Raw genomic sequence first — 11,474 nt, 5'->3', positions numbered from 1 at the left:
GGCGCCACCCTGTCCGGCGTGCTGACCGCGCCCGTGGCCGGCTTCAGCGACGCTTTGCCCGTCTGCCTGTTCGTCATGATCCTCGGCGGCTTTCTGGGCATCATCACCGAGACCGGCGCCCTGGACGCGGGCATCGCCGCTCTGGTGCACAAGCTGAAGGGCAACGAGCTGGTGCTCATCCCGATCCTCATGATCATCTTCTCCATCGGCGGCACCACCTACGGCATGTGCGAGGAGACGGTGCCCTTCTACCTGCTCCTGGCCGCCACTATGGTGGCCGCGGGCTTCGACAGCCTGACCGGCGCGGCGGTCGTCCTTCTGGGCGCGGGCTGCGGCGTGCTGGGCTCCACGGTGAACCCGTTCGCCGTGGGCGTGGCCGTGGACGCGCTCTCGGGTGTGGGCATTGCGGTGAACCAGGCCACCATCATCGGCCTGGGCGCCCTGCTGTGGATCGTGACCCTGGCCATCTCCATCGTGTTCGTGATGCGCTACGCCAAGAAGGTCATGAACGACAAGGGCTCCACCTTCCTGTCGCTGCAGGAGCAGCAGGACATGATGAACGAGTGGGGCATGAAGGATTCCGAGGCCGAGGCCGCTGACAACCAGGCCGAGGCTCCGAAGATGACCGGTCGCCAGAAGGCGTCGCTCGTGGTGTTCGCACTGACCTTCGTCATCATGATCGTGTCCTTCATCCCGTGGTCCGATCTCGGCTTCGACGGCTTCAATGCCGGCGCCACGACCGAGGAAGTGACCACCACCCTGACGGGCGAGGAGATCGCCACCGCTATCGACGACGCCAACGACGGCGCCACCGTGACCACCATCGCCGAGCCCGTGGAGGCCACCTCCGTGGAAGAGGTCGAGACCTCTCCCGCCTGGTCGTCCTTCCTGACCGGCGTGCCCTTGGGCGGCTGGTACTTCGACGAGGCCTCCACCTGGTTCCTGCTGATGGCCCTCATCATCGGCATCATCGGCGGCGTGTCCGAGAGCCGCTTCGTGAAGGCCTTCATCAACGGCGCCGCCGACATGATGTCGGTCGTGCTGATCATCGCCCTGGCCCGCTCGATCACCGTGCTCATGGGCCAGACCGGCCTGGACATGTGGATCCTCAACAACGCGGCAGCTGCCCTCAACGGCATGTCGGCGATCATCTTCGCGCCGCTGTCCTTCCTGCTCTACGTGCTGCTGTCCTTCCTCATCCCGTCCTCCTCCGGCATGGCCACCGTGTCCATGCCCATTATGGGCGGCCTGGCCAACCAGCTCAACTTCTCCGTTGAGGCCATGGTCATGATCTACTCCGCCGGCAACGGCCTCGTGAACCTGTTCACGCCCACCTCCGGCGCCATCATGGGCGGCTTGGCCCTGGCCAAGATCGAGTACTCCACCTGGCTCAAGTTCGGCGCGAAGCTGTTCGTGGTCCTGGGCGTGGTGTGCATGGTCATCCTCACGGCGGCCATGATGATCTTACCGGGAGGCGCCGCCTAGGCGAGCCTGTCGACCTGCCGATACCAGCCTTGCCGGCTGTTATCCTTCCGGGAGAGCGCCCCTGTGCCGGGGCGCTCTCCTCGTTTGGGTCGCTCTCGCGCTGTCGGAGCGCCTCCTCTCGGCGATTCTCGGTGGCGCCTTGGGATGGACCAAGTGTTCCGCTGCCTTACTAATATATAGAGCGTCGGTGAACGGTGGGAAAATGGGGGAGAAAATTGTTGACGAGGGTGGCTCACGCTGGTAGGATACTACCTTGCGTTTAGTCACATTCAAGGAGATACATACATGTACGCAATCGTGAAAACGGGCGGCAAGCAGTACAAGGTCGCCCCCGGAGACAAGATCAACATCGAGAAGCTCGACGTCGAGCCCGGCGACAAGGTCGAGCTTGAAGCCATCTGCGTCGTCGACGGCGACAAGGTGGAGGCCGACCCTGCGAAGGCCGCCAAGACCAAGGTCGTTGCTACCGTGCTCGAGCAGTTCAAGGGCGACAAGCAGTTGGTCTTCAAGTTCAAGAAGCGCAAGAACTACAAGAAGCTGCGCGGTCATCGTCAGAACCTGACCCGCGTGAAGATCGAATCCGTCGGTACGGCCAAGGCCGAGTAAACGGGTTAGGAGGAACATCTCATGGCACACAAGAAAGGCTTGGGCTCTACCCGTAACGGTCGTGACTCCCACGCACAGCGACTCGGCGTGAAGAAGTTCGCCGGCGAGGTCGTGAAGACGGGCAACATCATCGTGCGTCAGCGCGGCACCCACTTCCATCCCGGTGAGAACGTGGGTCGCGGCAAGGACGACACCCTGTTCGCCCTGTGCGACGGCACGCTGAAGTTCACACGCGGCCAGAAGCGCAAGATTCACGTGATTCCCGCCGAGCAGACCGCCTAAACGCTTCAGTTTCAACGACTGCGTAACATCGAACGGCTAACCGATGCCCTCTGAGTTTCCAGAGGGCATCGTTGTGTATTGTGGGATAATCTGCCCTATTGGCAAGCAAGGAAGGTTCCTATGTTCATCGATAAGGTTCGTATCAACGTGAAGGGCGGCAACGGCGGCGCCGGCTGTATGTCCTTCCGCCGCGAGGCCCATGTGCCCAAGGGCGGGCCGGACGGCGGCGACGGCGGCCACGGCGGCAACGTGGTGGTGCAGGCCGATGCCAGCGCGTCCTCGCTCATCGAGTATCGCTTCAAGCACCATTTCAAGGCCGAGCGCGGCACCCACGGCAAGGGCAGCCGCATGCACGGCGCCACCGGCGAGGACCTGGTACTGAAGGTGCCCGTGGGCACCGTGGTGCGCGAGTACTTCGAAGACGAGCGCGAAGTGGGGGAGATGATCGCCGATTTGACCCGCGACGGCGAGTCGGTGGTGGTGGCCCGTGGCGGCGTGGGCGGTCGCGGCAACATCCACTTCGTCACCTCCACGCGTCGCGCCCCGGCCTTCGCCGAGCTGGGCGAGCCCTCGGAAGAGCGCTGGATCGAGCTGGAGATGAAGCTGATGGCCGATGCGGCCCTGGTGGGCATGCCCTCGGCGGGGAAGAGCTCGCTCATCGCGAAGATGAGCGCTGCGCGCCCGAAGATCGCCGACTATCCCTTTACCACGCTGGTGCCGAACCTGGGCGTGGCCACCTCGGGGGATTTGTCCTTCGTCGTGGCGGACATTCCCGGGCTCATCGAGGGGGCCTCGGAGGGCCGCGGGCTCGGGCACGAGTTTCTGCGCCACATCGAGCGCACCGCCCTGATCGTGCAGATCGTGGATCTCACGGGCGATTGGGAGGGGCGCGATCCGCTGGAGGACTACGAGATCATCAAGCGCGAGCTGGCCGAGTACGCGAGCGATTTGGCCGCACGGCCGCGCATGGTGGTGGCGAACAAGATCGACGTGCCCGGCACCGAGGAGGTCTGCGAGGCCTTGGCGGCGAAGGTGCGCGAGGATTCCATTGCGGCGGCTGGCGGCAACGAGTTCGTGGAGAGCCCCATCGATCCGAAGCTGTACCGCATCAGCGCGCTTACGGGCGCCGGGGTTGATTCTCTGAAGGCGGCTATTGCCACGAAGGTGCACGACTTGCGCGAGGCGGCCCGGGCGGCTGAGGCGGCCGACATCCAGTACGATCATGTGTGGGAGCTGCGCCGCGAGGCCCGCGAGCGCCGCTTCGATATCGTGGCCGAGGGCGACGGTGCCTTCCGCGTGGCGGGCGTGCAGGTGGAGCGCATGGTGGTGCAGACCGACTGGGAGAACGAGGAAGCCGTGGCCTTCTTCCAGCACCGCTTCAAGAAGCTGGGCGTGGACACGGCCCTGGAGAAGGCTGGTGCCCGCGACGGCGACGAGGTACGCATTCTGGGCTACTCCTTCGCCTTCGAGTCGCCCACGGCCCATCACGAGGATATGTACCAGGAGCTGGATCTGTAATGGAGAAGCCGAAGGATCAGGCGCGTCGTCGCCGTTTGGTGGTGAAGATCGGGTCGGCCACGCTGACCACGTCGGAGAGCTCGATCGACTACGGGTTCTTGGACGAGCTGGCGGCCCAGCTGGATACGGTGCGGCGCGAGGGTTGGGACGTGGTGGTGGTCACCTCGGCCGCTATCGCCTGCGGCCTGGAGGCCTTGGGCATCGCGAGGCGCCCCACGGACATGCCCAGTCTGCAGGCCGCGGCCTCGGTGGGGCAGAGCGCCCTTTCCACGGCCTACGCCGCGGCCTTCGGGAAGCGGGATATGCTGACGAGCGTGGTGCTGCTCACCCGCCGCGACACCGCCGACCGCACGGCCTACCTCCATGCCCGCGACACGCTGTGCCGCCTGCTCGAGCTGGATGTGGTGCCCATCGTGAACGAGAACGACACGGTGAGCGTGGAGCAGATCCGCTTCGGCGACAACGACACCCTGGCGGCGCTGGTGGCCTGCCTGATCGACGCCGATCTCATGGTGATCCTGTCGGACATCGACGGCCTGTACACGGCCAATCCGCAGATCGATTCGTCGGCAACGCTGATTCCCTGCGTGGATCGCGTGGGCCGCGATATTCTGGCCGCTGCCGGCGGCGCGGTGTCGGGCGTGGGGTCGGGCGGCATGATCACGAAGATCAAGGCGGCCCGGGTGCTCATGGCCGCGGGCATTCCCATGGTCATCTGCCAGGGGCGGCGCGCCGGCTGCGTGGCCGATGCGGCCCGCGGTCTGCCGGTGGGCACCCTGTTCACCGCGCCGGAACGGCCCCATGAGATCACGCCCAAGAAGCTGTGGATCGCCCTGGGCGATGCCGTGCACGGCACGCTGGTGGTGGACGAGGGGGCGCGGGCAGCTTTGGTGGAGCGTGGCAAGTCGCTGTTGTCCGTGGGCATCCGCGAGGTGCGCGGGTCCTTCGATTACGACGATATCGTGGATGTGGCCGACGAGACGGGCCACGTGTTCGCCCGCGGTCGCGCGGCGGCCGGCAGCGATCTGGTGGCGCTTGCCTGCGGCAAGAGCCGCGATGAGGTGGCCGCCAACGCTATCCTGTCGGTGCTGGCCGACAAGCCCGTCGTCCATCGCGACGAGTTGGTTCTGTTCGAGTAAAGGAGATGTTCATGACCCTGCGCGATGAGATTGTGACTTTGGCCGAGGAGGCGAAGGCGGCCAGCGGGAAGCTGGCGACGACGACGGCCGACGAGCGCAACGGGGCCCTGGCCGCCATGGCGGCCGCCCTGCGCGAGCACGCGGCCGAGATCGTGATGGCCAACAGCGCCGACATGGACGCGGCCCGCGAGGCGGGTACGAGCGAGGCCCTGCTCGACCGGCTCATGCTGGACGAGCCCCGCGTGAACGCCATGGCCGATGCTCTGGACGAGCTGCGGGGGCTGCCCGATCCCTTGGGCGTGGTTTCCCTGGATTCTACGATGTACAACGGCGTCCAGCTGCGTCGTGTGAGTGTGCCTTTGGGCGTGGTGGCCATGGTCTACGAGGCGCGGCCCAACGTGACTGCCGACGCGGCGGGCATCTGCATCAAGTCGGGCAATGCCTGCGTGCTGCGCGGCGGCAGTCTCGCGGCTCGCTCCAACGAGACCATCGCCGACATCCTGGCCGCGGCAGCCGTGGGCGCCGGCATGCCCGAGGGCTGCATCTGCGCCGTCACCACCACCGATCGCGCTGCCACCGACGTGCTCATGGAGCTGCACGGCCTGGTGGACGTGCTCATCCCCCGGGGCGGGGCCGGGCTCATCCGCCACTGCGTGGAGCACGCGAAGGTGCCGGTCATCGAGACGGGTACGGGCAATTGCCACGTGTACGTGCACGAGAGCGCCGATCCCGCCATGGCCCACGACATCATCATGAACGCGAAGTGCCGCCGTCTGGGTGTGTGCAACGCCGCGGAGACCCTGCTGGTGGATAAGACCGTGGCCGCGGCGGTGCTGCCGGCTATCTTGCGCGACCTGGCGGCCGCGGGCATCACCGTTCACGGCGACGAGACGGCGCGCTCCCTGGCCGCTGAGGCGGGGCTGCCCGCCGGGGCCGTGGTGGAGGCCACCGATGCGGATTGGGCCACCGAGTATCTGGGACCCCATCTGGCCGTGGGCTGCGTGACGGGGCTGGATGAGGCCATCGACCACATCAACCGCTACGGCACGAAGCACTCCGAGGCCATCGTGGCCACCGACGAGACCGCCATCCAGGCCTTTCTGGCCCGGGTGGATGCCGCTGCGGTGTACGCCAACGCCTCGACGGCCTTCACCGACGGCGGCCAGTTCGGCCTAGGAGCCGAGATCGGCATCTCCACCCAGAAGATCCATGCCCGGGGCCCCTTCGCCCTGGAGGCGCTCACGTCCTACAAGTACGTGCTGCGCGGTGACGGTCAGGTGCGGGCCTAGGTTCAGCGGTGGGCGAAAGCGGCGGAATGGGCGGCATGGAGCGGGGCGCGGTGCCCGTGGTGTGCGAGCGCTTCGATGATCTGGGCTCCGATGGGGCGCCGGTGCGCCTCGGTATCATGGGGGGCACCTTCGATCCCATTCACCTGGGGCACTTGGCCTGCGCGGAACAGGCGCGGGAGGCCTTCGGGCTGGCGGCTGTGGTGTTCATCCCCACGGGCCGGCCGGCCTTCAAGCGCGATCGCGCTGTGACCGACGGGCGGCTGCGCCTGGAGATGTGCCGCGCCGCCGTGGCGTCCAATCCCGCCTTCGATGTGAGCGCCCTGGAGGTGGACCGTCCCGGCATCACCTACGCGGTGGACACCCTGCGGGCCCTGGCGGCCCATTACCCGCCGAACGTCGAGCTGTTCTTCATCGCGGGCGCCGACTCCATCTTGTCCATCGCTCGCTGGCACAAGAGCGAGGACGTGGCCCGTCTGGCGCGCTTCGCGGCGGCCACGCGGCCCGGCTACGTGGTGACCGACGAGTTCAAGGCCGCACTCGCCGCGCAGGGCGACTTTCGGGTGGACTATTTCGAGGTGACGGCCATGGCCATCTCATCGAGCTATCTGCGGCGGCGGGCGGCATCGGGGCTGTCGCTGCGCTATCTGACCCCCGAGCCGGTGCGCGCCCTCATCGATGGGCGCGGGCTGTACCGAGCCGGGACGGACGAGTGAGAAAGCGAGGACCCTATGGGTGATGCGAACCCCTTCTCCGAGGAATTCTTCGAGGCGCGCCGGGCCGAGCTGGAAGGGCGCGTGGGTCCGCGGCGCTTCCAGCACAGCTTGGGCGTAGCGGATACGGCGGCCGTGCTGGCCCGGGTCTATGGGGCCGATGAGCGCGAGGCGCGCCTGGCGGGGCTTTTGCACGACTGGGACAAGGGCTATGACGACCCCGGCATTCTGGCGCGTGCCGCCGAGGTGGGCCTGACCCTGTCCGACGAGTTGCGCTCCATGCCCCGGGTGCTGCACGGCCTGACGGCCGCGGCGGCCCTGCGCCGTGATTTTCCCGCCCTGCCCGAGACGGTGCTCGCGGCGGTTGAGCGCCACACCTTGGGCGAGGTGGCCATGGGCGATCTGGATATGATCGTCTACATCGCCGACGCCCTGGAGCCGGGCCGTACGGGCAAGACCGTGGAGAAACTGCGGAAGCAGATGGGAAAAGTACCGCTGCGCGAGCTGTTCTTGGAGGTGTACGCCTACTGGGTGCGGCTCATCATGGAGCGCCGCCATCCCATGTACTCCCGCACCACCGAGATTTGGAACTCCTATATGCCCGAGCAGGAGGTATTCCGCACGATGCCCGGTGCCGACACGATGCCCTACGGGCGTCCCTAGGCTGCGGCGCGGGGCTCGCCGGGTCCGTTGCGAGGCTCGGTCGCGCCCGGGCCGCCCGTTTCTTCTTGGCGGGCGGCGGGGACACATTGTGCTAAGGTATGCAGGCGAAAATTGAGCTTTTTGGAAGTGAGGATAGCTATGACCGACGCCGTTGCCGAACAGGCTGCGTTTTCACGGAAGTGCGCCATCATCGCCGCGAGTGCGGCCGACGAGAAGAAGGCCACCGACATCATGGTGCAGGAGGTGCGCGAGCTGATCGGCGTGACCGACTACTTCGTCATCGCCACGGCGGCGAACTCCCGCCAGGTAGATGCCATCATCGATGAGATCGAGGACAAGTTGCGCGAGGACGCGGGCATCAAGCCCACCCACCGCGAGGTGTCCGCCGATGGCAGTTGGTCGCTTCTGGACTACGGCAACATCGTGGTGCACGTGTTCATGCCCGAGACCCGCGAGTACTATCGCCTGGAGGCGCTGTGGAACGACGCCCCTACCATCGATCTGGCCGCCGAGGCCGGTCTGACGGATCTGGAGTACTCCGATCGCATCGCGAAGCTGCTGTCCCAGGCGCGTTAAATCGCCCCGTATTCGTCGCAGCGCCGTCTTTCAGTCGTGAAGAAGTCGTGGGGATCGCCCGCGCCGCTTCGCGTGAGGGGGCGCTGCAGCCCTGGCAGGGTACCCGAGGTATAGCTGATGGTCTCCTGCTCCTGCGACCCGCAGGTTCTTGCCGGAACCTGCGGGTCGTCCTGCAGAGAGGGTCGCCCATCCCCTTCTTGAGGGGAGGGGGATGCGGTGGCGGGCGATCGGTGCCCTGCTGGTCATCCTGCAGGTGCGGGGACGTGTGCGGTGTGCCGCCTGAAGGTCGCCTGGCACCGACCTGCTCCCGAGTTTTCGAACCCGGGCTTTCGCCGTTCTTCGGCCGCCGCGGAACGCCTGCTTGCGCGAACGGCTCGGGCTGCTAGGATGGCCCGCCGTTGTGAAAGCCAGCGGCGAAAGGAGCCGGACGTGTCTCGCTTTATTCTTCAATCTGCCTGTCGGGGGCGCCGACCGCGAGGGGTGGGCCCCCAGCGCCTGGTCAGTCGTTCGGCGTTGGTGTCCCGTCTGCTGGCCGATCGCCGGGCCGCGCGGGTGCTGTGCGCCCCCGACGGCTTTGGAAAGACGGCTTTGGCCTGCGAGTACGCCGAGGTGATGTTCGGATTCCAGCACGTGTACTGGATCAACGGCCTCTCGCCCTGCTTTTTACGGGACCTGGACGCCGGTATCGTCGCGGAGGTGCTTTGCCGGGAGCGCAGCCAGTGCGATCTCGTGGTCTTCGACGACGTGCCGGGGCTGGACGAGGAGCGCGCCGCGGCCTTTGGCGCTGTGGTGGCCGCCCTGCTGGCCGCGGGAATGGAGGTGCTGGCGATCACGACGCCGGGGCGGGAGGAGGGTATCGCGCTGGCGTGCCCGACGGAGCGCCTGGATGGCCGCGATTTGCTGGTGAGCGCGGAGGAGGCGCGCGGCGGCGAGGCGGCATCGCCTGCGGCGCGCGGGCCGCTGCCGCTGGAGGCGCGGGTGCCCTGCCTGCGCTGGGGCGAGGAGGGCGTGGCCCGTCTGCTTGCCGGCATCGCCCGCGAGGCGCTGCCGCCCGATTTGCGGCTGGTCCAGTGGACGCTGCTGGCCCTGGGACGGGGCCGCCGCGGAGCCGTAGAGGCGCTGCTGGGTCCGACGCGGGGCGAGGAGGCCTGGGCGTGGCTGGCCGAGCGCTACCCCTTTCTCGGCCTGGACGATGGCGAGGGCGCCTTTGAAACGGTGCCCGTGGCGGTGGACGATCTGCGTGCGGGCCTCGGCGCTGAAGGCCCCGCGGGGGCCCGAGCGGTCGGTATAGGCGACGGGGACACGCTCGTGCTGGCCCTGGCGACATGGTTGATCGGCCAGGATCGCTTCGAGCGCGGCGCGGCCCTGGCTGCGGCCTTCGCCTCCACGGCGGCTTTGGCGCTCTGGCTGCCCCGGGCAGGGGGCGCGCTGCTGTGGCATGATGCCGCCGAGGCTTTGGGAGGGCTCTGCGATCGCGTGGCTCGTCGGGGCCTCGGCGATCACCCTGCGGTGAGCCTGCTCATGGCTGCGGCATCCGCCCAGCGCGGAGACGGGCCCGCGGCGGTGGCGCTCGCCCAGCGGGCCTTGGCCGCACCGGCCAGGACGTCTCGGACCGAGGCGGCAGCGGCCCTCGTGGCCTACCGCTGGGGCGCGAGTACCCTGCGCGCGGCCACACTGCCGCCGCTCGTTGGCTGGCGCGACGGTGCCCTGCGGGCCGATGACGCCGCTCGGGGAGAGCGCGCCTGCGGTCCCGAGGCCGCGCCGATCGCCGATTCGGCCGCTTCTGCATCCGACGAGCGGGCGGTCCTCGATCTGCTCGTGGCCGTAACCCTGGCCGAGGCTCGGCCGCAAGAGGCCCTGGCGATATGGGCCACTGCCTGTCTCGGCGCCGGCGCGGTTGCGTGGGATCGGGGCCCGCGGGCCCAGGGCCTGCTTTTGGCGGCGGCCTGGGTCGTCGACGCCCTGGCTGCCACGGGCGCCTTCGAGGCTCGTCGCGAGGATTGGGACCTGCTCGGCGGCAATGACTTCGCCCTGCTGGCCACGGTCGCCACGACGGCCCTGGAAGCGATGGCGGCGACGGGCAACGGCGTGGGCTACGGGGGCCGTCGCGTCGCCGAGGCCCTCCAGCGCATCGAGGGGGCCCTTGCCCTGGCAGGCTTGCGAGCCTGCCCGTCGGCGGTGGGCCGACAGCGCGATCGCCCCCTCGATGCCGTCGCGCCGTCGCGTCCGGCGGCTTCGCATCCCGATGCCGCGCGCGGCCTGGCCGTGCCCTTGGCCTCCGCCGACCTGGCCGACCTGGCCGTCGGCGCGGCCCATCGCGTGGCCGGGGCCGCTGTGCCCCTGCGGGCGCCCCGGCTGCACGTTCGCCTGTTCGGCACTATGGTGGTGCACATCGGCGAGACCGAGGTATCGTCCCAGCTGCTGTCCCGCAAGAAGGCGCGGCTGCTGCTGGCCCTGCTCGTGTTGCATCGCGATCGCGAGCTGACCCGCGACGGGCTCGTGGCCATGCTGTGGCCCCAGGCCGATCCGCGCACTGGCACCAAGAGCTTCTACCGCTTGTGGGGCGAGCTGGCGGCCATCCTCTCGGTGGACGGGGAGTGCCCCTATCTGGTGCGCGACCACCAGCGCTGCCACTTGAACGCGGCCCTGTGCACCAGCGACGTGATGGAGTTCGAGGAGCTCATCCGCGCCCTGCTCTTCGGCCTTGCCGGCGGCTCGACGGGTTGGGAGGAGATGCTGCGCCAGGTGCAGGAGTCCTTCGACGGCGAGCTTCTGCCCGCCGAGCGCCGCAATGAGACCGTCGTCGCCTTTCGCCGACGCTATGCCACCGAGCTGGTGGACGCCCTGGTGGCCGCGTCGGGCCGTTTGCGCTCTTTCGGCGAGCTGCAGGGCGCGCTGTGGTGCGCCCGCGAGGCTCTGCGCCGCGACCGCACCCGGGAGGACGGCTACGCGGCCCTCATGGAGGCCCAACTGGCAGTGGGCCAACGGGCCGGCGCCCTGGACACGTTCCTGGCCTGTCGGGGCTATCTGGCCGACGAGTTGGGACTGGATCCCTCGCCTCAGATCATGGCGCTGCACCAGCGATTGATCGACGGTTGGGGCGAATTTCGGGGAAAAGGAGAATTGTTGCGCGGATGACACTGGGGAATTTCACCATAAACGGGTAGTATGGTCTCGGTCGCCTCGGGGGGAGGTGCCATGTATCG

10 protein-coding genes are annotated in these 11,474 nt (G+C 68.0%); all 10 read left to right on the top strand.

Annotation, left to right across the window (positions count from 1 at the left end):
• Window positions 1-1,485: YfcC family protein (locus G503_RS0108700; RefSeq protein ID WP_028027280.1), on the top strand; the 1,485-nt coding region annotated here is incomplete at its 5' end.
• Window positions 1,486-1,770: 285 nt separating this feature from the next.
• On the top strand, window positions 1,771-2,091 hold the full coding sequence (gene rplU, locus G503_RS0108695) for a 50S ribosomal protein L21 (protein ID WP_016309052.1): 321 nt from the start codon (window positions 1,771-1,773) through the stop codon (window positions 2,089-2,091).
• A 21-nt stretch (window positions 2,092-2,112) separates the two neighbouring features.
• Window positions 2,113-2,373: a 50S ribosomal protein L27 gene (gene rpmA, locus G503_RS0108690; protein ID WP_028027279.1), complete on the top strand. Its 261-nt coding sequence runs from the start codon at window positions 2,113-2,115 to the stop codon at window positions 2,371-2,373.
• Window positions 2,374-2,493: 120 nt separating this feature from the next.
• Complete coding sequence (gene obgE / locus G503_RS0108685; RefSeq protein WP_028027278.1) at window positions 2,494-3,891, top strand: GTPase ObgE; 1,398 nt, start codon at window positions 2,494-2,496, stop codon at window positions 3,889-3,891.
• Entirely contained in the window at window positions 3,891-5,030 is a 1,140-nt protein-coding gene (gene proB, locus G503_RS0108680) for a glutamate 5-kinase (RefSeq protein WP_028027277.1), read from the top strand. The genes obgE and proB overlap by 1 nt, the downstream gene beginning before the upstream one ends.
• An 11-nt stretch (window positions 5,031-5,041) precedes the next feature.
• The gene (locus G503_RS0108675) at window positions 5,042-6,319 is read left to right on the top strand and encodes a glutamate-5-semialdehyde dehydrogenase (protein WP_028027276.1); all 1,278 of its coding nucleotides are present in this window, start codon (window positions 5,042-5,044) and stop codon (window positions 6,317-6,319) included.
• Between the two features lie 26 nt (window positions 6,320-6,345).
• Entirely contained in the window at window positions 6,346-7,032 is a 687-nt protein-coding gene (gene nadD, locus G503_RS0108670) for a nicotinate-nucleotide adenylyltransferase (protein ID WP_084636449.1), read from the top strand.
• A 15-nt stretch (window positions 7,033-7,047) separates the two neighbouring features.
• A complete protein-coding gene (yqeK, locus tag G503_RS14490; RefSeq protein WP_051191074.1) occupies window positions 7,048-7,692 on the top strand; it encodes a bis(5'-nucleosyl)-tetraphosphatase (symmetrical) YqeK in 645 nt (214 codons plus the stop codon).
• 138 nt (window positions 7,693-7,830) lie between these two features.
• Entirely contained in the window at window positions 7,831-8,268 is a 438-nt protein-coding gene (rsfS, locus tag G503_RS0108660; RefSeq protein WP_028027274.1) for a ribosome silencing factor, read from the top strand.
• A gap of 429 nt (window positions 8,269-8,697) precedes the next feature.
• The gene (locus tag G503_RS0108655; protein WP_169628159.1) at window positions 8,698-11,406 is read left to right on the top strand and encodes a BTAD domain-containing protein; all 2,709 of its coding nucleotides are present in this window, start codon (window positions 8,698-8,700) and stop codon (window positions 11,404-11,406) included.
• The last annotated feature ends 68 nt before the right edge of the window (window positions 11,407-11,474 follow it).

The sequence above is a fragment of the Adlercreutzia mucosicola DSM 19490 genome (genome assembly GCF_000422625.1).
GTDB lineage: Bacteria > Actinomycetota > Coriobacteriia > Coriobacteriales > Eggerthellaceae > Adlercreutzia > Adlercreutzia mucosicola.
The sequence above is the reverse complement of the archived record's forward strand: the minus strand, read 5'-3'. Positions and strand labels throughout refer to the sequence as shown.

Bases quoted from the DNA above. Each gene is read 5' to 3' on its own strand.
- rplU (WP_016309052.1), top strand. From the start codon at position 1,771: ATGTACGCAATCGTGAAAACGGGCGGCAAGCAGTACAAGGTCGCCCCC.
- rpmA (WP_028027279.1), top strand. From the start codon at position 2,113: ATGGCACACAAGAAAGGCTTGGGCTCTACCCGTAACGGTCGTGACTCC.
- obgE (WP_028027278.1), top strand. From the start codon at position 2,494: ATGTTCATCGATAAGGTTCGTATCAACGTGAAGGGCGGCAACGGCGGC.
- proB (WP_028027277.1), top strand. From the start codon at position 3,891: ATGGAGAAGCCGAAGGATCAGGCGCGTCGTCGCCGTTTGGTGGTGAAG.
- G503_RS0108675 (WP_028027276.1), top strand. From the start codon at position 5,042: ATGACCCTGCGCGATGAGATTGTGACTTTGGCCGAGGAGGCGAAGGCG.
- nadD (WP_084636449.1), top strand. From the start codon at position 6,346: ATGGGCGGCATGGAGCGGGGCGCGGTGCCCGTGGTGTGCGAGCGCTTC.
- yqeK (WP_051191074.1), top strand. From the start codon at position 7,048: ATGGGTGATGCGAACCCCTTCTCCGAGGAATTCTTCGAGGCGCGCCGG.
- rsfS (WP_028027274.1), top strand. From the start codon at position 7,831: ATGACCGACGCCGTTGCCGAACAGGCTGCGTTTTCACGGAAGTGCGCC.